Origin of the sequence: Sediminihaliea albiluteola (genome assembly GCF_014077625.1) — a bacterium.
Taxonomy (GTDB): Bacteria; Pseudomonadota; Gammaproteobacteria; order Pseudomonadales; family Halieaceae; genus Sediminihaliea; species Sediminihaliea albiluteola.
Map to the genome: position 1 here is coordinate 715,575 of NZ_JACFXU010000013.1, position 24,945 is coordinate 740,519.

The 24,945-nt window shown below is 53.7% G+C and carries 22 protein-coding genes; 14 read left to right on the plus strand and 8 right to left on the minus strand.

Annotated features, from left to right (window positions below; all coding sequences use genetic code 11):
* Positions 1 to 2,301 (minus strand): TonB-dependent receptor, encoded by a 2,301-nt coding sequence (locus H2508_RS04205; protein ID WP_182169140.1) that lies wholly within the window; start codon positions 2,299 to 2,301, stop codon positions 1 to 3.
* A 243-nt stretch (positions 2,302 to 2,544) separates the two neighbouring features.
* On the opposite strand from H2508_RS04205, the gene H2508_RS04210 reads away from it, so the two are divergent.
* Together H2508_RS04210 and H2508_RS04215 are read left to right on the plus strand one after the other, a co-directional pair.
* Positions 2,545 to 4,005, plus strand: coding sequence for an FAD-dependent oxidoreductase (locus tag H2508_RS04210; RefSeq protein ID WP_182170795.1), 1,461 nt, complete (start codon positions 2,545 to 2,547; stop codon positions 4,003 to 4,005).
* A gap of 70 nt (positions 4,006 to 4,075) precedes the next feature.
* Positions 4,076 to 4,606, plus strand: coding sequence for a nuclear transport factor 2 family protein (locus tag H2508_RS04215; RefSeq protein WP_182169142.1), 531 nt, complete (start codon positions 4,076 to 4,078; stop codon positions 4,604 to 4,606).
* A gap of 11 nt (positions 4,607 to 4,617) precedes the next feature.
* Here the strand turns inward: H2508_RS04215 and H2508_RS04220 are convergent, their stop codons facing one another.
* The gene (locus H2508_RS04220; protein ID WP_182169144.1) at positions 4,618 to 5,646 is read right to left on the minus strand and encodes a LuxR C-terminal-related transcriptional regulator; all 1,029 of its coding nucleotides are present in this window, start codon (positions 5,644 to 5,646) and stop codon (positions 4,618 to 4,620) included.
* Positions 5,647 to 6,213: 567 nt separating this feature from the next.
* Between H2508_RS04220 and H2508_RS04225 the strand changes: the two genes are divergently transcribed.
* A complete protein-coding gene (locus H2508_RS04225; RefSeq protein WP_182169146.1) occupies positions 6,214 to 6,855 on the plus strand; it encodes a SatD family protein in 642 nt (213 codons plus the stop codon).
* Positions 6,845 to 7,591 (plus strand): hypothetical protein, encoded by a 747-nt coding sequence (locus H2508_RS04230; RefSeq protein ID WP_182169148.1) that lies wholly within the window; start codon positions 6,845 to 6,847, stop codon positions 7,589 to 7,591. Before H2508_RS04225 ends, H2508_RS04230 begins: the two co-directional genes overlap by 11 nt.
* Positions 7,592 to 7,632: 41 nt before the next feature.
* Here H2508_RS04230 and lolA read toward each other — a convergent pair whose 3' ends face one another.
* Positions 7,633 to 8,259: an outer membrane lipoprotein chaperone LolA gene (gene lolA / locus H2508_RS04235; protein WP_182169150.1), complete on the minus strand. Its 627-nt coding sequence runs from the start codon at positions 8,257 to 8,259 to the stop codon at positions 7,633 to 7,635.
* A gap of 96 nt (positions 8,260 to 8,355) precedes the next feature.
* Positions 8,356 to 10,671, minus strand: a complete 2,316-nt coding sequence (locus tag H2508_RS04240) for a DNA translocase FtsK (protein ID WP_182169159.1) — start codon at positions 10,669 to 10,671, stop codon at positions 8,356 to 8,358.
* 192 nt (positions 10,672 to 10,863) lie between these two features.
* On the opposite strand from H2508_RS04240, the gene trxB reads away from it, so the two are divergent.
* The 4 genes from trxB to infA all read left to right on the plus strand — a co-directional run bounded on the left by trxB (position 10,864) and on the right by infA (position 13,581).
* On the plus strand, positions 10,864 to 11,811 hold the full coding sequence (gene trxB / locus H2508_RS04245; protein WP_182169161.1) for a thioredoxin-disulfide reductase: 948 nt from the start codon (positions 10,864 to 10,866) through the stop codon (positions 11,809 to 11,811).
* A gap of 23 nt (positions 11,812 to 11,834) precedes the next feature.
* Entirely contained in the window at positions 11,835 to 12,548 is a 714-nt protein-coding gene (aat, locus tag H2508_RS04250; protein WP_182169163.1) for a leucyl/phenylalanyl-tRNA--protein transferase, read from the plus strand.
* Positions 12,545 to 13,264 carry an arginyltransferase gene (locus H2508_RS04255; protein ID WP_182169165.1) on the plus strand — a complete coding sequence of 240 codons (720 nt, stop codon included), beginning with the start codon at positions 12,545 to 12,547 and terminating at the stop codon, positions 13,262 to 13,264. The genes aat and H2508_RS04255 overlap by 4 nt, the downstream gene beginning before the upstream one ends.
* Before the next feature lie 98 nt (positions 13,265 to 13,362).
* Positions 13,363 to 13,581: a translation initiation factor IF-1 gene (gene infA, locus H2508_RS04260; RefSeq protein WP_007227938.1), complete on the plus strand. Its 219-nt coding sequence runs from the start codon at positions 13,363 to 13,365 to the stop codon at positions 13,579 to 13,581.
* A gap of 68 nt (positions 13,582 to 13,649) precedes the next feature.
* Here infA and clpA read toward each other — a convergent pair whose 3' ends face one another.
* From clpA to icd, 4 genes are all read right to left on the minus strand, one after another.
* On the minus strand, positions 13,650 to 15,935 hold the full coding sequence (gene clpA / locus H2508_RS04265) for an ATP-dependent Clp protease ATP-binding subunit ClpA (RefSeq protein WP_182169167.1): 2,286 nt from the start codon (positions 15,933 to 15,935) through the stop codon (positions 13,650 to 13,652).
* A 19-nt stretch (positions 15,936 to 15,954) separates the two neighbouring features.
* On the minus strand, positions 15,955 to 16,311 hold the full coding sequence (gene clpS / locus H2508_RS04270; protein WP_408014914.1) for an ATP-dependent Clp protease adapter ClpS: 357 nt from the start codon (positions 16,309 to 16,311) through the stop codon (positions 15,955 to 15,957).
* Between the two features lie 779 nt (positions 16,312 to 17,090).
* Complete coding sequence (locus H2508_RS04275) at positions 17,091 to 17,297, minus strand: hypothetical protein (protein WP_182169171.1); 207 nt, start codon at positions 17,295 to 17,297, stop codon at positions 17,091 to 17,093.
* Between the two features lie 692 nt (positions 17,298 to 17,989).
* Entirely contained in the window at positions 17,990 to 19,243 is a 1,254-nt protein-coding gene (gene icd, locus H2508_RS04280) for an NADP-dependent isocitrate dehydrogenase (RefSeq protein WP_182169173.1), read from the minus strand.
* 149 nt (positions 19,244 to 19,392) lie between these two features.
* Here icd and H2508_RS04285 point away from each other — a divergent pair, with 149 nt between their 5' ends.
* The 6 genes from H2508_RS04285 to H2508_RS04310 all read left to right on the plus strand — a co-directional run bounded on the left by H2508_RS04285 (position 19,393) and on the right by H2508_RS04310 (position 24,865).
* Complete coding sequence (locus tag H2508_RS04285) at positions 19,393 to 20,034, plus strand: pseudouridine synthase (protein WP_182169175.1); 642 nt, start codon at positions 19,393 to 19,395, stop codon at positions 20,032 to 20,034.
* An 89-nt stretch (positions 20,035 to 20,123) separates the two neighbouring features.
* Positions 20,124 to 21,215 carry a tRNA 2-thiouridine(34) synthase MnmA gene (gene mnmA, locus H2508_RS04290; protein WP_182169177.1) on the plus strand — a complete coding sequence of 364 codons (1,092 nt, stop codon included), beginning with the start codon at positions 20,124 to 20,126 and terminating at the stop codon, positions 21,213 to 21,215.
* Positions 21,216 to 21,860, plus strand: a complete 645-nt coding sequence (gene hflD, locus H2508_RS04295; protein ID WP_182169179.1) for a high frequency lysogenization protein HflD — start codon at positions 21,216 to 21,218, stop codon at positions 21,858 to 21,860. It abuts the gene before it with no gap.
* A 48-nt stretch (positions 21,861 to 21,908) separates the two neighbouring features.
* Positions 21,909 to 23,279: an adenylosuccinate lyase gene (gene purB / locus H2508_RS04300; RefSeq protein ID WP_182169181.1), complete on the plus strand. Its 1,371-nt coding sequence runs from the start codon at positions 21,909 to 21,911 to the stop codon at positions 23,277 to 23,279.
* 10 nt (positions 23,280 to 23,289) lie between these two features.
* Positions 23,290 to 24,438 carry a JmjC domain-containing protein gene (locus tag H2508_RS04305; RefSeq protein WP_182169183.1) on the plus strand — a complete coding sequence of 383 codons (1,149 nt, stop codon included), beginning with the start codon at positions 23,290 to 23,292 and terminating at the stop codon, positions 24,436 to 24,438.
* Positions 24,422 to 24,865 (plus strand): GNAT family N-acetyltransferase, encoded by a 444-nt coding sequence (locus H2508_RS04310; RefSeq protein ID WP_182169185.1) that lies wholly within the window; start codon positions 24,422 to 24,424, stop codon positions 24,863 to 24,865. Before H2508_RS04305 ends, H2508_RS04310 begins: the two co-directional genes overlap by 17 nt.
* Positions 24,866 to 24,945 lie beyond the last annotated feature (80 nt).

The following is a 24,945-nucleotide window of genomic DNA, read 5'->3' on the forward strand; positions in this document are numbered from 1 at the left end:
CTAAAACTCATAACCAAGTGTCGCACCGTAGCTTCTCTCCCAGCCAATACGAGCTTGGATATAGCCGGGTTCAGTTCCAACTGGCTGACGAGCAATGTCAGTGAAATAATCTTTATCGGCCAGGTTTTTACCCCACAATTTCAAAGACCAGCCACCGGGAAAGTCAAAGCCAAGGCTCGCATTGAATAAGCCATAGGATTCGATAACTTGCATCGGATCGCCACCAAGCCCAACTGAATGCGCATAAGAATTACCGCGATAGGCATACTCTCCCCTCAGATGCCAGGTGAAATACCCGTCCATCGCATCATCTTCATACTGAAGCGCTATATTGCCAGACCATTTTGGAGAAGCAGGTAGTTCCCTGCCACTGAGATCCTGCGCCCCCTCAACGGGGTTGTTCGGGCAGGTGCCAAAAGCGAGTTGGTAGTTATCGCAGGTTGCACCCAAGTATTTATCGTATTCAACTTCGTTGTACAAAGCATTGACTGCAAGCTCAAGGTTATTCGTAGCCATCCATAGCACCTCTAACTCAACACCCTGCCCTGTTACTTCAGCATTTTGAGTGATAAAGGAAAAAGCCTCAGAGTTGTAAAGCACCGCCTGGTAACCATCGTAGTCTGTATGATAGATAGAAGCTCCAAGCCTTAAAGTTCGATCAAATAAATAGCCTTTCAAACCCGCCTCATAGCTAACAGCAATCTCAGTATCGTAATTGGGTTCACCAAGATTATTAACGCCCCCTAAACGAAAACCGCGATCAACTCCCGCATAGAGCACTATATCGTCATCTAAGTTATACAAAACCTTCAAGGTCCCGCCCCATGCACTCTCTTTAGAAGAGCTTTTATCAAAGACGCTCGTATCAAGTGGCTGCTCACTATATATGCCCTGAAAGTTCTCTAGGCTATTTCTTCCATCTCCTTTTTCTGATGTGTAACGAGCGCCGGCTATAAGCTCCCACTTTGGTGCAAAATGCCATGAGTTATGCGTGAATAGTGAATACATGTCTTTTTCAATCTCAATATACTGAGCGAGAGGAAAGACAAACCCCGGGAAAACGTAGCCAAAATCTCCGCGAGTACCAGGTGAGTCATATCGAGATACAAAAATACCCGACATTGAAGTGAAGTTTTGACTGTCGTAATTTAAACGTAATTCCGACGTAGTGTAATCAATCTCCTGATCACCTTGCGCATAAAACCCTTCTACAACACCATTGCTGGCATTGTAGCCACCCAATAGGGCACTACCGCCATACTTGTCTTGGTTCATCTGGTGCGCAGAAATCGAGGTCAAACTCCAGTTTTCACTAATATCATAATCGATATGCAGTGACACCAGCTCATTTCTCATCTTTTCAGTGAGCGGGAAGAGCATCTGAACTTTTCGATCAAAAGGATCTGCCGATGTTAATTTAATACCTTTATTTTCTGCTTCCGTAATGGTCTGCACACCGTAGCTAATAATATCCAGTCCATCGACCGCCCCACCAGCTTGGCTACTATTTCTTCGGTTGTACTCTAATATCATCCGCAGGCTGTCAATTGGCTCGTACAAGAGCTGAGCAGAAAAGCCATTTGACTCCAGTTTACGGCGAGAATTATCAACAGTATTCTTTACCTGATCCTCCACCTGATTGTCGTAGGCGGCAATACGGAATGCCATAGTATTACTTACGTCACCGCCTAGTGCCCCGCGATACTGTTGATTATCATGGGAGCCATAATTAACAGAAAACTTTCCGTTCCAACCTTCGTCAAGCTGTGGCCGTTGATTGTAGAAAGCTATTGCTCCGGCTGACACAGACTCACCAAATAGTGTGGACTGGGGGCCCTTAAGTATTTCAACTCGAGTTAAATCGCCCAAATCTAGGTCGGAAGCTACTGACTGCCCGCCTTGTAGTTGAGTCATTAAAGGTATGTCATTATAAAAGAAGCCGATTGAGGGCCGTATATTTGAGCCTTCATCTGGCCCCACACCTCTTATTTTGATTTTAGTATTCCTACCTACCTGGTCTGAGTTGATAAAGATACCAGGGGTAATATTAGACAGCTGATTCACCTCAGTAATAGTTGACGCTGATAGCGCCTGAGCATTTAGCACGTTGACGGTAGACGGCACATCTTGCAGGCTCTGCTCACGCTTCTGAGCCGTCACAACTACTTCTTCTAGTGCTTTGACACTGCCTTGCGCCTGCAAATGCGTAGAGCTGAAGGCGCCCACTGCCATAGCTATACTGAGCACCATCGTTTTCTTTTGCATGTTCACTGCTAATCCTCGACTATCTTCATTATTCATTTTTAGTGCCCCCACAGGAAAATAGGTTTTATCTTATCCTTCAAGAACTCGCCGTCCTTAAATAATTATTCACCTTATTATCAAAGAGTTAGTATCACAATGGGTCAATTGACCCATAGCTAAACAGTAAGCTCTTATTTATTGTCATTATGAAATTTGAGTTTTTCGGTACATGACCTGAGTATGTGCCCAAAGTAGCTGGGCGTTGATCGAGGCCAGCCCCGCAATAATAAGATCATAGTGATGGAGAGTATTTTGAAAACCAATCAAGATGAAAAATTTGATGTAGTCGTCATTGGCGCAGGTGCTGCAGGCTACGCTGCTGCGATCGCCGCCCATCAATCAGGTGCCAAAGTCTTGGTTATTGAAAAGTGCACAAGCGATACAGCCGGTGGAAACACGCGAGTTTCGGGCGGTGGCTGGTTTGTCAATTTAGATAAAGTTAAAGCGGCCACTTATCTTCGGTCGCTCTGCGCAGAATACACTTTAAGCGAAGATGTGATTGAAGCCTGGGCGACTGAAACGAAGCGTAACTCAGATTGGTTGCGCTCGCTAGGTGCCAAAGTTGTTACTAGCAAGGATTATCACACAACGCCAGAATATCCCGAACTCGAGGGTAGTGACTGTTACGGTGGCATGGACCTTATTGACGATGAATTAGGCAACTTTTCGCTCTATAACTTTCTCCATTCCACCGTAATCAAGCTTGGCATCAGTGTAAGATTTTCCACTGCGGCTTTGGCACTCGTGCAAGAGCCAGAAACAGGCAGAGTGACCGCTGTCGAAGTTGAACAAAATGGGCAAAAACACACTCTGATGGCGCGCGGCGGCGTGGTTCTTGCTTCGGGCGGATTCGAAGCCAATGAAGACATGGTGCGCAATTATCTTGGACTTGCAGACACTGTCCTATGGGGCTCTCAGGCCAACACTGGTGACGGTCACCGCATGGCTCAAAAAATTGGAGCCGACCTTTGGAATATGCAAAGCATGCTGACGATTACCGGCATAAAAGGCGACGGAAAAGCTGGCTATTACCTAGCACTGCCGACTCCCCAAGGGCCGAATAGTTATCTTTATGTGGCACCCGACGCACGTCGTTTTGCTGATGAATCCGCCTGGCCCCGCCACGGCCATGTCGTTCATCACGGCCGTTACGAAAGATTCCCACTGCATAGCATGCACATGATTTTCGATGAAAAAATGCGCCGCGCAGGACCACTCAGCCCTCCCAGCGACATCCTGCCGATAGGTTGGCAGGCGCTTATGACGGGCTATAACTGGAGCAAGGATAATTCAGCCGAAATAGAAAAGGGCTGGATACTACAAGCAGACTCGATCGCAGAACTGGCAGCGCTTTTGTCTCTTAACAGCGATAGGCTCAAAGAGACAATTCAACAATATAATGAGGCCTGCAGCGCAGGACGCGACACACAGTTTGGAAGACTTCCCAACACTCTGGATCCTATCACTGAGCCACCCTATTACGCCATAGTCAGTCCACCCTTGCTTGGGTGGACAAACGGCGGCCCACGGCGCGATGGTCGCGGGCGCGTTCTTGACCCTTATAAGAACCCCATTCAGGGCCTCTATGCTGCAGGCTCGGTAAGTTCGACTTACAGTTGGGGCAAAGACGGTGGCTTCCATATCGCCGATGCATTAGCATTCGGAAGGATTGCGGGAAAAGAAGCGGCCTCATCTATTTAAGTGCTTATCGTGTTGAGTTTTTAACTTAACAAGAACTTATCTTTACTTACGAAATTATAAAGGCATAAAAATGACAAACCCATCCGAGGCAAGAAATGAAATCCGCGGCTTGATATTTGCCTACACTGACGCACTAGACAGTGGCGATCTCGACGAAGTAACAGCACTCTTTGAACACGCCACAATTCGAGTTGATGGCATCAATGACACGGCGTATGGCAAAGACCAGGTGCGCGCGTTTTTTGCAGCAGTGACGTTTTACCATAATGGCAATAAGGCTGAACAAGATCACACTCATTCCACGCCTGCGACTCAACATTTGACAAGCAACGTGCATGTTGAAATAGGCGCTGATGGTATTACAGCTACAGCGCGATCGCGCTTTACTGTATTCCAAGCTTGCCCAGGGCTAGCGCTCCAAGCAATTATTGCTGGACGTTATCGCGATAGCTTTGAGTTGCACGATGGCCGCTGGCGTTTTTCTGAACGCGTGGAGTATATCGACCTAGTTGGCGACCTAAGCCATCACTTGAATGAAGACTTTAGACAGAAAACAACCCTGGGCGAGAACTCGCAAAGTCAGATAAGAGACATGAGCTAAGCGGCTTAGTTTTAGCCACCCATAACTGCCACGCTGCGATAGACCAACCTGATCAAGTCCACTTGACGGTTCACGCCCGTTTTTTCAAAAATATGTGCTAAATGATTTCTGGCTGTTTTTTCTGCAATGCTCAACATCCTGCCGGCACCAGCCAGTGTCAGGCCATCGGCGAGCAATAGAGTCAGCTTCGCCTCAGCAGCAGTCAAGCCGAAAAGAGCAGAGATCATTTTTTGGTTATCAAAGGTCTCCTCATGACTGGCAAGCTGCAGCCTGGCCAGGTCACTCAAATAAATCACCACCGCCGGTGCCGCAAAACCTGTAAAATACTTGTCGCGAGAGACCGGCTTGAGCAGTATACCAATAGACCCACCAGCTCCACAGTCGATCCGAATAACTCTGGATTCCCGTTCATCGGTGGCTGAGTTCTTCCTGCTTAAGCTTAATAGACTCTGCAGTGTTTCGTTAACGACATTACTGTTGATAGCAAGCTTGCCGTTTTCAACAGCGATCTCTGAGTAACGTTGGGTCAAATGCTCTGCGACTGTGTTACAACTCAGTATCTTCCCATCGGCATCGAGCACAAAAGACCCAAAGTTCATATTTTGCAGAGCCGTGTTGTACAAGAACCTTTCGCTGCTGCTCAACATCACCGTCGCATAATTCTCCAAAGACACTTCGAGATGCGGAATAAGTGCTTGTAGCTTAGCCTTGGCTGCTGAAGAAAAATTACCTTGAGCGCGGGTTTTACAAGCTGATATCCAACAATTACGCCCTGCGGCCGCAAACCCCATCCTCAGTGCGTATTCCACACCTAATGGCTGCAGAAATTCTTGATAATAGGCCGTGTCCTTATGCTCATCGATGGTTTTCAGATCGCCCGGGGCAGTCATCAGGCAGGAAGTGGGATCAAGATCAAGGTAGGTATTAATATACCGTCTATTCACAGCCGCCCAATCTATATCGTACTGCTCATCGCTAGAGATGACGTGAATCTCAACTGAAGATTCGGTATTTGGATAGAGGACTAAGGCCGCAGCCATAGCACCCAACTCCTTCCTGAGGAGGTCTATAAACTCTTGCCAAGGTGGCGAGCACAAAGCGCCCCGATATAATGCCAGAAGCAAATCACTATTTAGGCTACTACTTAGAGCCGCGGCATCCTGACCGCTCTCCCCGCTCTCAAGTGCTCTGAACATAATTTACTGCCGCTATTTGGGTAGCCTTACCCTCTGTAACTGTCACGATTCACTCTGGTTAGCTAAGGGAATTTGAAGTTTTGATCATAGACCGATTCCAGAACGGTTTCCAATTACCGGCAGCAGAGATTCTCTTTGTCGCTGCTTCAACGCTTTACGCAGCATAAACTCAAGGGGTATAGCGTAACTTACAAGCTGTATTGTTTAACTTGCCGGCAAAGGTATCACAAAGGCGCTTTCAGTGAGCTAAAACCAGCTCTACTTAGCCTAGATCTAGCAAATAGCATAATTAACCAAATAGGTTATATTTTGACTTTTACACCATATTGGTTTAAAAACAATTCTATTGGTTAATTATCGCAAAATTAACTGTTATTACTTAAGCGGCTCAAAACCAAGGAGATCCGCATCATGTATTGCCTGGCCCTGATCGGAGATATCTGTGATTCGCGAAGTCTTGAGGCAAAAGACCGAGCTAAATTGCAAAAACAGCTTAAATCCCTCCTCCACTCGCTCAATGAGGAGTTCGCGCCATCGCTACTGTCGCCCTTCACCCTAACCCTTGGGGACGAGTTTCAAGCGCTGTTTGCCGACGCCACGACTCTATGGCCCGCCTTAACCACGCTGCAGGCAGAACTGTTTCCGGTCAGGCTGCGCTTTGGCTTTGGGCTGGGAGAGATTGTCACCGACATCAACCGCGAATCCGCATTGGAAATGGACGGCCCCGCTTTCTATCGGGCCCGGGACGCGATCAGTTTTTTGAAAGGCAGGGAGGATATCTATCGGGTTGAAGGCTTGCCGGATATGGATTTGATCGCCCCCACCCTCAGCTTGCTCTCTGACGCACAAAACAAGTGGAAGAAAAGGCGTTTTCAAGTGTTTAAAGCTTATCTTGCTACAGAACCCGTGGAAGCGATCGCCTTTGATCTGGGCATTAGCAAAGTCGCCGTGTATAAAAACATCAATGATGGCATGCTGGAGAGCATTGAGCAGATTCTCAAGGCCATCAGCCAGAGGATGAACCACGCGATGAGGCTGGGCAATGAACGCTGAATATCAGATTTACCTCTGTTTGATTCTCCTCTCGAGGCTGTCACTACTTTCCCGAGATGAAGCCCTTAGCTGGCGCTATGCAGAGCTGCTGACTGCGATACAAATTGCGCTGATAGTGCTGGCCTTTGGCTGGCAGGGCATGGCCATTCCCGCCATAGTAGCCGTGCTGCTCTTTACACTCCCTTCGGCACTACTCGAAAATAAACTCTCAGTCTCGGGATGGCGTTTAATCTCAGCTATTGGTCTCGCTCTTTTTCCCGCGCTATTTCTTTTCATCTGGGAGGGCTTCACTTTTAGCGCCCTTTCGGAGGCTTTAGGCCAGGGAATCGATAAGCTAGCAGAACTATTAGTTGGCCCAGAGCAATGGGGACAGCTTCATGTTGCCTCGGTATTGCTAGCTTTCCTGGTACTGGCTAACGAAGTCAACATCGCTATGCGCGTTATATTGAAGGCCGTAAACCTAGTACCCAAGACAAGGGATGGAAGCGGTAGCGAAGAAGAGTCAACCGACAACGAGGAGTTTAATGCCGGCCGCGTGATCGGCATTTTAGAGCGCTGGTTAATGTTCGCCGTACTCGCCAGTGGCAATGGTTGGGGCGCCTTGGGCTTTATTATTGCAGCCAAAGGCTTGGTGAGATTAAAGAAATTTGCTGACAATGACTTCGCCGAATATATGCTCGTTGGCACCCTACTGTCAGCGCTATTTGCGATAGCCGTGGCTACTTGCTATGGCTAAACAAGCAGCCCAGTCATGGCTATTAAGCTGAACGCATTGCCTTACTCATCATAGTAAAACAGGTCGGCACCCGGTGGAGGACTGAAGTCAAAGTCCGCAGCGCTGAGTGGGCTGCGATCGAGGCGGGAAAAATCTACCACGACGCGCTGGCCGAGGTTATCGACTATCTCCATGCCGATAAGCTGCTGCTGAGCAAAGCTGACTACTAGGCTCTTGAAAGCGCTTTGCTCGGCCTGTGGCGTCAGTAAGAAGCGCCCCTGGCCTTGGGCGGTGACTTGATATTGCTCGCTGAGGGCCGCGGCATCGCCGCCTAGTACCTGCAGAGGACTCATGGCTTGACTACCGCCCATGGGGCGACGGGTCACGGTTTCTAGATCGCGATCGTGCTGCCAGAGATACTCTGGAGTGGCGATAATCAACTGGCTATCGGGAGACTCAATCTCCCAAGAAAAGTAACCGGGGCGCAGTAATTTGAAGCGGCCTGTGCTCTTAATGGCTACGCTGCTGTCACTGTGGTACTGCTGCTGAATAAAGTTACCCTGCAGGGACTCGGTGCCAGAAAGCTGGGCGAGAAGCGCCTCGCTGTCGTCGGCTGCGGCAAAGAGCGAAGCGCCGAGGGACAGGCAGCACGCGCTAATGAGGATAAGGGGTCGGAAGATCTGCTTCATGAATTGGGCCATTGGTGAGCTTTAGTTTGGAGTGTTTGTTTGGACCTGCAGCAAGCCGTGGGGTTCACTGTCGCTATAAAGAGAGCCTAAGGCCACTTATTCTGGCGGCGGTGGCGCTAATACTTCGCGCTGGCCATTGGTGCCCATTTCGGTGACTACGCCAGCCATTTCCATCGCTTCGATCAAGCGCGCAGCGCGGTTATAGCCAACGCGCAATTTGCGCTGCACTGAAGAGATCGAAGCCCGGCGACTCTGGGTGACATAGTACACGGCCTCATCGTAGAGCGCGTCATGTTCCTCATCATCAGCCGAGGCGCCAGCTTGTAGCTCGCCAGCGGTGACTGGGGTACTGCTGCCCTCGTCCAAGAGACCTTCGATGTACATCGGCTCGGCGCGTTTTTGCCAGTCGGCCACCACGCGATGCACTTCTTCGTCGGAGCAAAATGCGCCGTGTACCCGATTGGGCAGGCCTGAGCCCGGTGGTAAGTAGAGCATGTCACCGTGGCCCAAGAGCTGCTCGGCACCGCCTTGGTCGAGGATGGTGCGTGAGTCGACCTTCGATGAGACCTGGAAGGCAATACGGGTGGGGATGTTGGCTTTAATCAAACCGGTGATCACGTCCACCGAGGGCCGCTGGGTGGCCAAGATCAAGTGAATACCCGCCGCCCTGGCCTTCTGGGCGATACGGGCGATCAGCTCTTCCACTTTTTTGCCGACAATCATCATCATGTCAGCAAACTCATCGATTACCACCACAATGGAAGGCAGCTTATCCAGCGAGGGCGCTGTTTGCTCTTCATCGGTCTCGGCATAAATCGGATCGGGGCTCCACAGAGGGTCGGGAATCGGCTCGCCCTGCTTCTCGGCATCGAGCACTTTGCGGTTATAGCCGGCCAAGTTACGTACACCCAGTGCAGCCATCAGCTTATAGCGCCGCTCCATCTCGGCCACACACCAGCGCAGGCCGTTGGCAGCGTCTTTCATATCGGTGATCACAGGCGTTAGCAGGTGCGGGATACCGTCGTAGACCGAGAGCTCCAGCATTTTGGGGTCCACCAAGATCAGGCGCACATCGGCCGGGGTGGATTTATAGAGCAAGCTCAACAGCATGGCGTTGACGCCCACTGACTTACCCGAGCCGGTGGTACCTGCCACCAGCAAGTGGGGCATTTTGCTTAAGTCGGCCACCACTGGCTCGCCGGAGATATCGTGACCGAGGGCCAAAGTGAGCGGCGAGCGCGATTGATCAAAGGCTTTGGATGAGAGCACCTCACGGAAGTTAACAATCTCGCGGTGCTCGTTGGGAATCTCAATGCCCACCACCGGTTTACCGGGAATCACTTCCACCACCCGCACGCTGATCACGGCAAGGGAGCGCGCCAAGTCTTTAGCTAGGTTGGAAATGCGCGAGACTTTGACCCCTGCCGCGGGCTGGATTTCAAAGCGGGTAATCACCGGGCCGGGATAGACCGCCACCACCTCGGCTTTGACGCCAAAATCCAAGAGCTTGAGTTCCAGCAGCTTAGACATGCTCTCCAGCGCCTCTTTGGAGAAACCTTTGTCGTTGTCGTGGTTGGCTTCATCGAGCAGCTCCAGAGGCGGCAGTTCACCGCTGACCGGTACATCAAAGAGTGGCTGCTGTTTTTCTTTTTGCACCCGCTCGCTAGGCTCTGGCTTGGGCTTGAGGGGCTTGATTTTAGGCGGTTTACGCTTTTTCTCTTTCTCGACGTGCTGCTCAATCTTGATTTTGCGTGCTTCCAGAGCCTTTTCACGCTCGCGACGATCCCGCAGGCGATCGACAAAGGCCACGGTGGCATCGCGGCAGCGCTTGATCAGGCGCAAGGTCCAGGCACCCAAGCGATCCATCAGGCCCAGCCAGCTCAAATCGGTGAAGATGGTCATGCCGAATAAGAACACCGCCAGCAGAATCAAGCGGCTGCCGATGTGGTTAAAGGCTAAGGTAAAGGCATCGCCAATGGCTTGACCTAAGATACCGCCAGCCCCTTGGGGTAGCCCCGATGAGCCACTGTCGTTCATGGCGGCCAAGGCGGTGCCGGCAATCATCACCAGTACCAGGCCTAAGGAGCGAATACCGATGGTCACCCAGTCGAAGGGCCGGCCCTCGTGGCGCTGGATAAAAATCACCACAGCGCGATAGGCCAGTAAGAGCGGAAAGAGATAGGCGGCAAAGCCCACTAAGGAGAAAGTGACATCGGCCAGCCAGGCGCCTGTGGGGCCGCCAGCGTTGAGGATTTTGCCGCCACTGCCAGTGGCCGACCAGCCCGGATCGGAGGGGCTGTAGGTAAAGAGTGCCAGCAAGAGATACAGGCATACTGCGCTCACGCCGATAAAGGCGCCCTCCCGCAGGCGGGGACCAAGAAAACTCTGAGCGTTGCTAGTGGTATCTGGCACGTGTTCGGTCAATTCCTACAAATAGGCCGCTAATAAGCCCCTATTCTGCCACTTTTTGAAGCTTTTCAGAAGCTTATGCGAGTTATTTAGAATCTTCCGAGCGCTTTTTACAGCCTTGGACCAATGCTGCCCTTTAAATTACCATAAGCGGCCCCATCTTCCTTAGACTCCATGCATACAGGAACTGAAACTATGAGCGATGTGCAGCATCATCCACTGATTATTCTTGGCTCTGGCCCTGCGGGTTACACTGCCGCCGTTTATGCGGCGCGGGCCAACCTTAATCCCGTGGTCATCACCGGGATGCAACAAGGCGGCCAGCTCACCACTACCACCGAAGTGGAAAACTGGCCCGGCGGCCCAGCCGACCTGCAAGGCCCGGTGCTGATGCAGCAAATGCAAGAGCACGCCGAGCGCTTTGACACCGAAGTGATTTTCGATCACATCGATGAAGTGGACCTCAAATCACGGCCCATGCGCCTCACTGGCACCAACAATTACACTTGCGATGCGCTGATTATCGCCACTGGCGCCTCTGCCCAGTACCTGGGCCTGCCCAGTGAAGAAGCCTTCCTTGGCAAAGGCGTGAGCGCCTGCGCCACCTGTGACGGCTTTTTCTATCGCGGCAAGAAGGTGGCTGTTGTAGGCGGCGGCAATACCGCAGTGGAAGAGGCCTTGTACCTGTCTAATATCGCCTCGGAAGTGATTTTGATCCACCGCCGCGACAGCTTGCGCGCAGAAAAAATCCTCCAGGACCGTCTCTTCGCCCGGGAAGCCGAAGGCAAAGTGAAATTTATGTGGCACCACACACTGGACGAAGTCCTCGGTGACGACAGTGGCGTGACCGGCATGCGCGTCAAGTCCACCTTGGACGACAGCACCCAGGAAGTTGAAGTGGCTGGAGTCTTTATCGCCATTGGCCATAAGCCCAACACCGATATCTTTGCCGGCCAGCTGGACATGGTAGATGGCTATATCACCATCCACAGCGGTACCGATGGCAACGCCACCGCAACCAGCGTGCCCGGGGTATTTGCCGCTGGCGACGTGGCCGACCACATCTACCGTCAAGCGGTGACTTCTGCAGGCTTTGGTTGCATGGCAGCCCTAGACGCCGAGAAGTACTTGGATAATCAGTAACACTGAGGCAACAAAACCCTTAGATGTCTGAACAGCTGCTTCGGCTACTGGCTCCCGGCGAGGATTTCCCGCCGAGCTCTGAGGCATTTGATCACCCCAACGGCCTGCTGGCCGCTGGCGGTGATCTCAGCCCAGCAACCCTAGAGCGAGCCTATCGCCGGGGCATCTTCCCTTGGTATCAGGACGACGAGCCACTACTGTGGTGGAGTCCTGATCCGCGCTCCGTACTCTTTCCCGATCAAGTGCATATATCGCGTTCGCTGCGCAAAACCCTGCGCCGAGATAGCTTTGGCCTGAGCTGTGATCAACAATTTGCCCAAGTGATGAGCGCTTGCGCGGGCCCGCGCCGCCAGCAAGATGGCACTTGGATTACCAGCGCCATGCACGAAGCCTACTGCGCCATGCATGCCAAAGGCCTCGCCCACTCGATTGAAGTCTACCGCGAGGATGAATTAGTTGGCGGCCTCTACGGCATTGCCTTGGGTGGCGCTTTCTTTGGTGAGTCGATGTTTAGCACTGTCAGCGATGCCTCCAAAGTGGCACTAGTGGCGCTGACGCAGATCCTGCGCAACAATGGCTTTGACTTAATTGATTGCCAGGTGGAGAGTGAGCACATGAACTCTTTGGGCGCTAGGAATATGTCACGACGAGACTTCGAGCAGGCTCTTGCCCAGACGGTGAATAAGACCGTCGGCAATGACTGGCGCCTGCCCCCGAGCTGCGGAGCCCTACTGTGAGCTCATCACTGCGCGATCTGAAGGTTTACACCACCCACCCTCACGGCTGCTCTTACTTGGCCAAGCAAGAGGCTACGACGCTCTTTGTCGACCCGCGGCAGGAGCTCGATATCCACCTCTATAGCAGCCTCTCGGCACTGGGTTTTCGCCGCAGTGGCCGACATGTCTACCGCCCCCACTGCAGCAATTGCCAAGCCTGTGTGCCGGCCCGGGTGCCGGTGGCGCTCTTTGAGCCCAGCCGCAGCCAGCGCCGCACACTCAAGCGCAACAGCGATTTAAGGGTGCTTTGCACAGAGGACATTCAAGACGAAGAGGCCTATCAACTCTACAAAGACTACATTGAGCAGCGCCACGCCGATGGCGATATGTTCCCGCCGACCCGGGAGCAGTACGAATCCTTTTTGAACGATGCCTGGGATTGCACCCGCTACTACCGCTTCTACGATGAGCAAAACAAGTTACAGGCGGTTGCGGTGGTCGATGTAATGCTAGACGGCCTGTCGGCGATTTATACCTTTTTTAACCCGCAAGCGCAGAAGCGCGGCTTGGGCAGCTTTGCAATTTTATGGCAGATTGAAGAAACTAAAGCCTTGGGCCTACCCTACCTCTACTTGGGCTACTGGGTGAAGGGCTGTCGCAAAATGGACTACAAAGTCGACTATCAGCCCCTAGAACTGTACCAAAACAACCTTTGGGCCCTGCATAGCCCGTCCTAAAGCCCGCGAGGGTACTATTTACCCCCTATTGATATGGCGCTTAGCCTGCATTTAAGGCAAAATGCGCCACTGATTTTTTGCTGAGGAACAGCCAACACATGGCAAAGGAAGACCAAATTGAAATGGAAGGCGAGGTAATTGATACCTTGCCAAACACTACTTTCCGCGTGGAACTGGAAAACGGCCACGTGGTGACCGCACATATCTCAGGAAAGATGCGCAAGAACTACATACGCATTCTGACCGGCGATAAGGTTCGTGTAGAGCTGACGCCCTACGACCTGACCAAAGGCCGCATCACCTACCGCGAGCGCTAGCTTGCTCTGCCCCTGACCGAAGCCGATCATCGCTATGCACGATCGGCTCGCTCAGGAAGGCTAATACATTAGCTACTTTCTTCTAAAGCAGCCTCTTCTTGCTCTACCGTTACTTCCAGTGCATCACCGGCCTCGTTGAGTCGCACCTGGGCGGTACCGCCCTGCTTGGCTAAAGCGCCAAACAAGACTAGCTCAGCTAGAGGCTTCTTGATGTACTCCTGAATCACCCGCTCCATGGGTCTTGCGCCCATGTGCATGTCGTAGCCTTTTTCGACTAACCACAAGCGCGCATCTTCATCCACATTCAGCAACACCCGCTTTTCATCCAACTGGCCTTGCAGCTCAGTGAGGAACTTATCGACCACGGTGAGGATGACGTCTTCGCCCAAGGGCTCAAACTGCACAATGCTATCCAAGCGGTTGCGGAACTCCGGCGTGAACATACGGTTGATCGCTTCCATACCGTCGGTACTGTGGTCCTGCTGGGTAAAGCCAATGGTGCGGCGACTGATGCTTTCCGCGCCGGCGTTGGTAGTCATCACCAGGATCACATTGCGGAAATCCGCTTTGCGGCCGTTGTTATCGGTCAAGGTGCCGTGGTCCATCACCTGCAATAATAGGTTAAAGACTTCTGGGTGAGCTTTTTCGATCTCATCCAACAGCACGACGGCATGTGGGTGCTTAGTCACCGCATCGGTTAGCAAACCACCTTGATCAAAGCCGACATAGCCCGGGGGCGCACCAATTAAACGCGATACAGTGTGGCGCTCCATGTACTCCGACATATCAAAGCGAATCAACTCCAGGCCCAGCTGTTTAGCCAGTTGCTTGGTCACTTCAGTTTTACCGACCCCTGTGGGCCCCGCTAGGAGGAAGGAGCCAATGGGCTTATCGCCAGAGCGCAAACCCGCCCGAGCCAGCTTGATGGAGGTGGCCAGGCTGCTAATGGCCTGATCTTGACCAAAGACCACCATCTGCAGATTCTTTTCCAGCTTCTGCAGGGTTTCTTTGTCGTCGGTGCTGACGGTTTTTGGTGGAATACGGGCGATTTTGGCCACTACCGCTTCAATATCGCTCACGCCAATGACTTTCTTGCGCTTGGAAGGGGCCTGCAACTGCTGGAAGGCACCGGCCTCGTCGATCACATCGATGGCTTTGTCGGGCAAGAAGCGATCGGTGATATAGCGCGAGGCCAAATCGGTCGCAGTGCGCAAAGCCTTATCGGTGTAGCGCAAGCCGTGGTGCTCTTCAAAGCGCGACTTTAAGCCTTTGAGAATCTTGTAGGCGTCATCGGGGCTGGGCTCCAGCACATCGATCTTCTGGAAGCGACGGCTGAGGGCTTTATCCTTGTCGAAGATGCCGCGGTACTCTTGGTATGTGGTGGAGCCAATGCAACGCATTTGACCGGAAGTCAGCAGCGGCTTAAGCAAGTTACTGGCATCCATCACCCCACCGGAAGCGGCGCCGGCACCGATAATGGTATGGATCTCATCAATAAAGAGAATCGCCCCTTCACGTTTTTTCAGGTTGGCCAGCAAGCCCTTAAAGCGCTTTTCAAAATCGCCGCGGTACTTGGTGCCAGCGAGCAGCGCGCCTAAATCCAGCGAATAGACCACACTGTCTTGGAGAATCTCAGGCACATCGCCATCGACGATCATCTTGGCCAAGCCTTCGGCGATGGCAGTTTTGCCCACGCCGGACTCACCGACTAACAAGGGGTTGTTTTTGCGGCGGCGGGCCAATATTTGCGCCACCCGCTCCACCTCGGGAATACGGCCGATCAGCGGGTCGATACGCCCGGCTTTGGCTTCTTCGTTGAGGTTGGTGGTGAAGTTGTCTAAAGGGTTGCCATCGGGGCCGTCCTGCTCGCCCTCCTCCCCTTGCATAGCACCCGGCGCAGCGCCTTCGCTGTCGTCCTCCACTTTGGAGATGCCGTGGGTGATGTAATTGACCACATCGAGGCGCGCCACGTTTTGGGTTTTCAGGAAGTAGACCGCCTGGCTCTCTTGCTCGGAGAAAATCGCGACCAATACATTGGCGCCGCTGACTTCGCTTTTACCCGAAGACTGCACATGGAAAACCGCGCGCTGTAGCACTCGCTGAAAGCCCAGTGTGGGCTGGGTCTCACGCTCGACGTCATCGTCGGGAATTAAGGGCGTGGTGGCATCAACAAACTCCACCAAATCGCCCCGCAGGGCGGTAATATCGGCGCCGCAGGCGTTGAGCACACGGATCGCATCATTGTTGTCTAGCAGGGCCAGCAACAAGTGCTCCACCGTCATAAATTCATGGCGCTTGGATCGCGCGCCGCGGAACGCTTCATTCAGCGTCAGTTCCAGATCTTTACTCAGCATACCTACGACTCCCTAGGGCTCAGCCCTCCGATGCTTCGATCTCGCACAACAGCGGGTGTTCATTCTCCCGCGCGTACTGATTTACCTGTGCCGCTTTGGTCTCGGCAATATCGCGGGTGTAAACACCGCAGACGCCTTTACCTTGGGTGTGAACCGTGAGCATCACGTGAGTGGCCTGCTCGCGGCTCATGCGGAAAAACACTTCCAGCACTTCGACCACAAATTCCATTGGCGTGTAATCGTCATTGAGTAACACAACCTTGAACAGCGGTGGCCGTTTGAGCTCTGGTTTGGATTCCTGCAGGGCCAATCCACCGTCGCGCTGCTCATCTTCTCTGGCCAGGCGCCATTGTCTTTTGCTCTGACTATCAATCACAGTACCACTCTCACTCTCTATCTCATACTCTGCTGATGTATTGTGTACCCTAAGCATTAGGATATGGCCCCTAGTATACTGTATTTCAAGGGCGCCGCTGCCCGCCCCTTGGATTCTAGGTCCCTTGGCCACAATCTACCCAAGAACCACGGTAGTAAGCTGATGCGGTGGCGGCGCGGCCAACGGTTTAGGCTTACGGACACGCCGTAAACCCATCCATGGGGGCTCGGTTCGCGCATCCATGCGCTCAACGGTCCTACAGCCTAAGCCGTCGTCCACTCCTTAATATCCAAATACGGCTACTTATTGAGCACAGGAATATAAAAACAAAGCTTCAAGATCCCTTGGACTGTGAATTGAAGACGGCGGGTGGCAGGGCCGCGCAGCGACCGTGCGAGACAAGGATGTCGAGCCCGAGCCTACAAGGACGTACTTGCGGCGTGTCGCGGAGTGATCCTGCCTCCCGCAGGCGCCCCAATCTCTGCAAGAAAGCCAATTGAAATAGATTATGCTAATTCAGTGGCGGCGCGGCCAACGGAATAGGCTTACGGACACGCCGTGAACCCATCCATGGGGGCTCGGTTCGCGCATCCATGCGCTCAACGGTCCTACAGCCTAAACCGTCGTCCACACCTTCTCATTTAAGTGCACTGCCTTAATAAGCAACGGCACAAACACCAACAAGCTTGAATGCTAATTGTTCGACCCAGCTAAGAATCGAAGACGGCGGGTGGCAGGGTCACGCAGCGACCGTGCGAGACAGGACGTCGAGCCCGAGCCTACATGGATGTACTTGCTGGCGTGTCGCGGAGTGATCCTGCCTCCCGCAGGCGCCCCAAAGCGATCCAAAAAAACTCCATAGCGATTTGTTGCGGTGGCGGCGCGGCCAACGGAATAGGCTTAGGGACACGCCGTGAACCCATCCCTGGGGGCTCGGTTCGCGCATCCATGCGCTCAACGGTCCTGCAGCCTAAACCGTCGTCCACACCTTAATATCCAAATGCGGCTACTTATTGAGCACAGGAATATAAAAACAAAGCTTCAAGATCACTCGGAGTGTGAATTGAAGACAGCGGGTGGCAGGGTCACGCAGCGACCGTGCGAGACAGGACGTCGAGCTCGAGCCTACAAGGATGTACTTGCTGGCGTGTCGCGGAGTGATCCTGCCTCCCGCAGGCGCCACCAATCTCTGCTAGAAAGCCAATGGAAATAGATTCTGCTCATGCAGTGGCGCTGTGGCCAACGGCTTAGGCTTAGGGGACACGCCGTAAACCCATCCATGGGGGCTCGGTTCGCGCATCCATGCGCTCAACGGTCCTGCAGCCTAAACCGTCGTCCACACCTTAATATCAAAATACGGCTGATTTTTTGAGCGAAGAAAGAATAAAGCTTCAAAATCACTCTAAGCGTGAATTGAAGACGGCGGGTGACAGGGTCACGCAGCGACCGTGCGAGACAGGACGTCGAGCTCGAGCCTACATGGATGTACTTGCTGGCGTGTCGCGGAGTGATCCTGCCTCCCGCAGGCGCCACCAATCCACCCAAGAACCTCTATAGCATGCTGGTGTAACGGCATGGCAGCAGATTTCTGAGCGGGCATAAAAAAACCCCGATATCGCTACCGGGGTTTTTTGTGTTGGCGCTGCTCGTTAAGCGGGTCAGCGAGCAGCAAAGCCACTTACATGTTGTCGATCATTTTCTGACCGAACTCAGAGCAGCTCACCAAGGTTGCACCTTCCATCAGACGCTCAAAGTCGTAGGTCACAGTGCCCTGCTGGATGGCGCCGTTCATGCCTTTGATGATCAGGTCAGCGGCTTCGTTCCAGCCCATGTGACGCAGCATCATTTCGGCGGAGAGGATCAGCGAACCGGGGTTCACTTTGTCCTGGCCAGCGTACTTAGGAGCAGTACCGTGAGTCGCTTCAAACAAACCGATAGTGTCGCTCAGGTTAGCACCTGGGGCGATACCGATACCACCAACCTGTGCCGCCAGTGCGTCAGAGAGGTAGTCACCGTTCAGGTTCAGAGTTGCAACCACGCTGTACTCGGCGGGGCGAGTCAGGATCTGCTGCAGCATAGCGTCAGCAATCACGTCTTTGACAACGATGTCTTTGCCAGTGTTGGGGTTCTTGAAGGTCACCCATGGGCCGCCGTCAAGCAGCTCGCCACCGAACTCTTCCTGAGCTAGCTGGTAGCCCCAATCGCGGAAGGCACCTTCGGTGAACTTCATGATGTTGCCTTTGTGTACCAGAGTAACCGAAGGCAGGTCTTGGTCGATAGCGTACTGGAAAGCTTTGCGCACTAGACGCTTGGTGCCTTCTTCAGACACTGGCTTGATGCCGATGCCGACGTTCTGTGGGAAGCGGATCTTAGTGGCGCCCATATCCTTGATCAGGAAATCAACGACTTTTTGTGCTTCTTCGGTGCCCGCCTGGTATTCGATACCGGCGTAGATGTCTTCGGAGTTTTCACGGAAGATCACCATGTTGCAAGCGCCGGGATCTTTAACTGGTGAAGGCACGCCTTCAAACCAGCGAACCGGACGCTGACAGGTGTAGAGGTCTAGTTCCTGACGCAGAGCAACGTTCAGTGAACGGAAGCCGCCGCCAACTGGAGTAGTCAGGGGGCCTTTGATGGCCACAGAGTACTGCTTGATCGCATCAAGCGTTTCTTCGGGGAACCAGTCGCCGTCGTAGAGCTCAGCGGCTTTCTCACCGGTGTAAATCTCCATCCAAGAGATTTTCTTTTTGCCGTCGTAAGCTTTCTCAACAGCAGCGTCGACCACATTGATCATCACAGGTGTGATGTCTACACCAATGCCGTCACCCTCAATGAAAGGGATGATAGGATTTGCAGGGACAGTCAGGCTGTTATCAGCGTTAACGGTGATTTTTTCACCGTTGGCAGGCACCTGAATATGTTTGTAGCCCATATATTGTACTCCGTAGCGTCAAGTAGGGTTCTTTGAAATGCGGGGTCCTGTATCCTTAGGCTTGACCCCAGTTAAAGCGGCGCACATTGTAGCAGGTTTGCGCAGCTTCTGTTTAGCCAAGCGAAGATTATTCCCTGTAGTGCTTATCCATGGCAATCCTGATCCTATTTAACAAGCCTTTTCGCGTGCTGAGCCAGTTCAGCGATAAGGAGCGCGAACCGGAGAATCGCCGCCAGACCTTAGCGGATTATCTCTCGGCGCCGGGTTTTCGCGCTGCCGGGCGCCTGGACTACGACTCCGAAGGCTTATTGCTGCTGACCGACCACGGCGGCCTGCAACAGCAAATTGCCAACCCTAAGCACAAGCAGTGGAAGACTTACTTGGCGCAGGTAGAAGGCGAGATCGATGAGCCGGCATTGGCCCAGCTGCGCCGGGGTCTTAAGTTAAAAGATGGCCCCACCCTGCCCGCCAAAGCCCGCGCTATAGCAGCGCCAGAGTGGCTGTGGCCGCGCCAGCCACCGGTGCGAGAGCGCAAAACCGTGCCCGATAGCTGGCTGGAGCTGTCTATTCGAGAAGGCCGCAACCGGCAAGTGCGGCGTATGTGCGCCGCAGTGGGCTTTCCGGTGCTGCGCTTAGTGCGCCAGCGCGTCGCTGACTGGGACTTAGGCGACTTAGCACCTGGGCAGTACAAGCGTGTTGAAATACAGCTGCCGAGCTCTGCAGCAAAAGCGCCCTCGCCGAAGCGAAGCCGGCGCCCAAAGAAAAGGCGCAGAGCGAAAAAGCCCCAGTAATCACAGGCCGCTTGACGAGGCAAAGCGGGGCTTTTCTGCTAGAATGCGCAGCCTTTTAGTGAGCCCAGCTAGGAAGTGAAGCCAAGCCCATGAGTTTGAATTCCAGCAAAAAAGTCATTGTCGGCATGTCCGGCGGTGTCGACTCTTCTGTCTCTGCCCTGCTGTTACAGCAACAGGGCTATCAGGTGGAAGGTCTGTTTATGAAAAACTGGGACGAAGACGACGGCACTGAATACTGCAGCGCCAAGGAAGACTATGCCGACGCCCAGGCCGTGGCCGACAAACTGGGCATCACCTTGCACGGCGCCAACTTTGCCGCCGAGTACTGGGACAATGTCTTTGAGCACTTTCTGGCCGAGTACCAAGCCGGGCGCACGCCCAACCCGGATATTCTCTGCAACCGGGAAATTAAATTTAAAGCCTTTTTAGATTACGCCCTGATGCTGGGCGCCGATTTAATCGCCACTGGCCACTACACCCGCCGGGGCGAACACGAGGGCAAAGCCACTTTGCTCAAAGGCTTGGATAACAACAAAGATCAGAGTTATTTTTTGCATGCGGTGGGCCACGCCGAGCTGGAGAAAACCCTGTTCCCAGTGGGTGAAATTGCCAAGCCCCAAGTGCGCGAACTGGCCCAGCAACACGGCCTGATCACCCACAACAAAAAAGACTCCACCGGCATCTGCTTTATCGGTGAACGGCGCTTTAGTGATTTTTTGCAGCAGTACTTACCGGCCCAGCCCGGGGAAATTCACAGCTTAGAGGGCGAGCTATTAGGCCAGCACCAGGGCCTGATGTACCACACCATTGGTCAGCGCCAAGGTTTAGGCATTGGCGGGCTCGCTGATCACGGCGACGCCCCATGGTATGTGGTGGACAAAGACCTTGAGCGCAATGTGCTCTTAGTGGCCCAGGGCAATGAGCACCCCGCCCTATTCAAGTCCACTTTATATACCGGTGAGGTGTACTGGGTCGCAGGTGAAGCGCCCGCTACGCCCTATGCCTGCAGCGCTAAAGCGCGCTACCGCCAGGCCGACCAAGACTGCGTGCTGCATCGTGATGGCGAGGGCTATCGAGTGGAATTCAGCGCCCCGCAGCGAGCCATCACCCCGGGTCAGTCGGTGGTGTTCTACGACGGCGAGCGCTGCTTGGGCGGCGGCGTGATTGAGCGAGCGGCATAAATGACAGCTAAGCAGCGCAGCAAGATCGAAGAGCAGACTATCGCTTTAGCCGGCGTCATTCAGGCCGCTAAGCTGGTGGACCAAGTGTCCAAAACCGGCAGCTATCCACTGGAGTTTTTAGAGCCCTCGATCAACAGCTTATTTAATTTTGAAGCGGAGCGAGTGGAAGAGGTTTACGGCGGCGTGGCCGGCGTTAAATTGGGCCTGCACAATATGGTCAGCTTGCTATCCAATCGCGAGACTGAGCAGCATCGCGAAGTGGTGCGTTACCTCTTTAACTTGCTGTATTTGGAACAGCAGTTTCGCGCCGATGCCAACATGATGGCTGTGGTGCGCTCACGACTCGAACACACCAGCTTTCGCGCCGAGCATTTTTCTACCCACGTGAACGATCTCTGCGGCAGTGTCTCTGGGATCTATCAGGACACTCTGAGCAAGCTAAAATTCCGCATCAAAGTCAGCGGCAGCGCTCAGCACTTACAAAATACCCAAAATGCCGACATGATCCGCGCGCTATTATTGGCCGGTATCCGCTCGGCCTTTTTGTGGCGCCAACTCGGCGGCCGGCGCTGGAAGCTCTTGTTCCAGCGCAAGGCCCTGTTGCGCTGCGCTCAGCAACTGTCGCGGGACCTTAGCCTGGTGTAAAATCAGCGACCCGCATAGCCCTCTATTATCCAGCACCGGAGTCACTTGATGGACCTCTCAGCCCTCACTGCAGTTTCCCCTATCGACGGCCGTTACGGCAGCAAAACCAGCGCTTTGCGCGAGGTTTTTAGCGAATATGGCCTGATTAAGCGCCGTGTGCTGGTGGAAGTGCGCTGGCTGCAGCAGTTAGCGGCCCTGCCCGGCGTGTCGGAAGTACCGGCCCTATCCGCCGCTGCCAACGAGCTGCTGGAGAACATCGCTAAAAACTTCAGCGAAGCCGATGCCGAGCGCGTCAAAGCCATTGAGGCCACCACTAATCACGATGTGAAGGCGGTGGAATACTTCATCAAAGAGCGCTTCGCCGATAATCAGGAGCTGCTGGCGATCTCCGAATTTGTGCACTTTGCCTGCACTTCAGAAGACATTAACAACCTCTCCCACGCCCTGATGCTGCGCGATGGCGTGAGCGAAGTCATCGTGCCAGAAATGCAGCGCATCGAAGCTGCCCTAACAGACTTAGCAGTCAGCGCCGCCGAAGCGCCGATGCTGTCGCGCACCCACGGTCAGACCGCCTCCCCTTCGACCATGGGTAAAGAAATCGCCAACGTGGTCGCCCGCCTGCGTCGCCAAATTAAGCAAGTTCAAGCCATCGAGTATTTAGGTAAAATCAATGGCGCGGTCGGTAACTACAACGCCCACTTGAGTGCCTACCCAGAAGTGGACTGGCAAGCCAATGCCCAAAACTTTGTCGAGTCACTGGGCCTGACGTTTAACCCCTACACCACGCAGATTGAGCCCCACGATTACATGGCCGAGCTCTTTGATGCGGTGGCACGCTTTAACACCATCCTGCTGGATTTCGATCGCGACGTCTGGGGCTATATTTCTCTGGGCTACTTCAAGCAAAAGACCGTGGCCGGCGAAGTGGGCTCTTCCACCATGCCGCACAAGGTCAACCCCATCGACTTTGAAAACTCAGAGGGCAACCTCGGCTTGGCCAATGCGGTACTCGGACACTTGTCGGCCAAGTTGCCTATCAGCCGCTGGCAGCGTGACCTGACCGATAGCACCGTCCTGCGTAACATGGGCGTGGGCATGGCTTACAGCTTAATCGCCTATCAGGCCAGCCTCAAAGGTATCGGCAAGCTAGAGCTGAACGAAGCACGCCTCGCCAGCGACTTGGATAACAGCTGGGAAGTTTTGGCCGAGCCCATTCAAACCGTGATGCGCCGCTACGGCATCGAAAAACCCTACGAAAAGCTCAAAGATTTAACCCGCGGCCAAGAGATGAACCGCGATACTATCCAGGCTTTTGTCAGCAATTTAGAGCTGCCTCAGGAAGCCAAGGATGAACTGCTGGCACTGACCCCAGCTAACTACATCGGTAACGCGGTAGCTCAAGCCCGCGCGATTAAATAGGCCCGCCGGCATGTCTAGCTCTGGCGCAGACTTACAGCTGAACATCGATGTCGAGGACTTTCTAAGTCACTACTGGCAGCGCAAACCCTTATTGATACGCGCTGCCGATACAGACTTTGTGCCGCCGCTATCGGCCGACGAGCTGGGCGGCTTGGCCTTAGAGGAAGAGATTGAATCGCGCCTAGTGCGACAGCAAGGCGAGGACTGGCTGGTCGAACATGGCCCCTTTCAGGTCGAAGATTTCCAGCGCAGCGGCCCCTGGACCTTGCTAGTTCAAGCGGTGGATGAGCTGATTCCAGAAGTGGCCGAACTGCGCCAATTAGTTAACTTTCTACCCAACTGGCGTGGCGATGACGTCATGGTCAGCTACGCTACTGACGGCGGCAGTGTCGGCCCCCATTTTGATCACTACGATGTCTTTCTCCTACAGGGCGAAGGCCAGCGTCTGTGGCGCTTGGGGCAGCAATGCGATGAGCACACGCCCCTACTGGAAGGCCAGAGCTTGCGTATTCTCCAGGACTTCCAGTGCCAAGAAGAGTACCTGTTAAATCCCGGTGATATTTTATATGTGCCACCGGGCCTGGCTCACTGGGGCATCGCCCAGGGCGAGTGCACTACCTTCTCCATTGGCTTTCGCGCCCCAGCTTACCAAGACTTACTGGCCCGCCGTGTTGACCAAGCTCTGGAAAATTTGCCCGCCGAGCGTTTCTTTGGCGACCCGGGCCGAGAAGCGGCCAACTTGCCAGGAGAGTTAAGTGAGGGCGATATCCAGCGCGCTCTGGAACAGGTCTGTGAGTTAATCATGCGCCCAGAGCGGGCTGACTGGCTCGGCGAACTGGTCACTGAAACCCGCTATATGCAGGAGCCTGAGCCCTTTGAGCAGAGCGATGTCGAGGCGGTGGTCAATGGCGAGTGTCCGCTCTACCGCGAACTCTCTGCGCGCATCGCTTGGCGAGAAGACAATGGCGAACTCTCTGTCTATGCTAATGGCGCAACACTGGTGACTGAGCTGCAGTATCGCGAGGCCATCATAGAGCTTTGCCAAAACGCGCAATTAGACTGCAGCGCTATGCAAAGTGCTCAGAGTGATAGTGCTAGTCTTGCCGAGCTGATCCACTTTTTACTAGAGACGGGAAGCTGTTATGTCGACGACGAATAATGACGCAGCGCTCGAAGTGAAGCGCTGTGAGTGGCAGGAGTGCCGCGACACCCTCACTACCATTCGAGAGGCAGTGTTTATTAAAGAACAAGGCGTCCCCCAGGCGATTGAGTGGGATGGCCGCGACGGCGAATGTCAGCACTGGCTGGCCACGGTGAATGAGCAAGCCGTGGGCTGTGGCCGACTGATGCCCGATGGCAAAATCGGCCGCATGGCAGTGTTAAAAGACTATCGGGGCCGCGGCATTGGCAATGCCCTACTGCAAGCCCTTATTGATGCCGCCCGAGAAATGGGCTTAAAGCGCGTGTATGTGCATGCTCAGCAGCACGCCGCGCCCTTTTATCGCCGGGTAGGTTTTGAGCCCCAGGGCGCCACTTTTGAAGAAGCCGGCATCCCTCACACCACCATGCATTTAGTGCTGGATTAAAGCTGGCAAAATAGAGCTTTAGCAGAGATAGATGGCCAGTGCTGAGACTAGGCCTGCTGTGATAAGCCAAGAACGAGCTT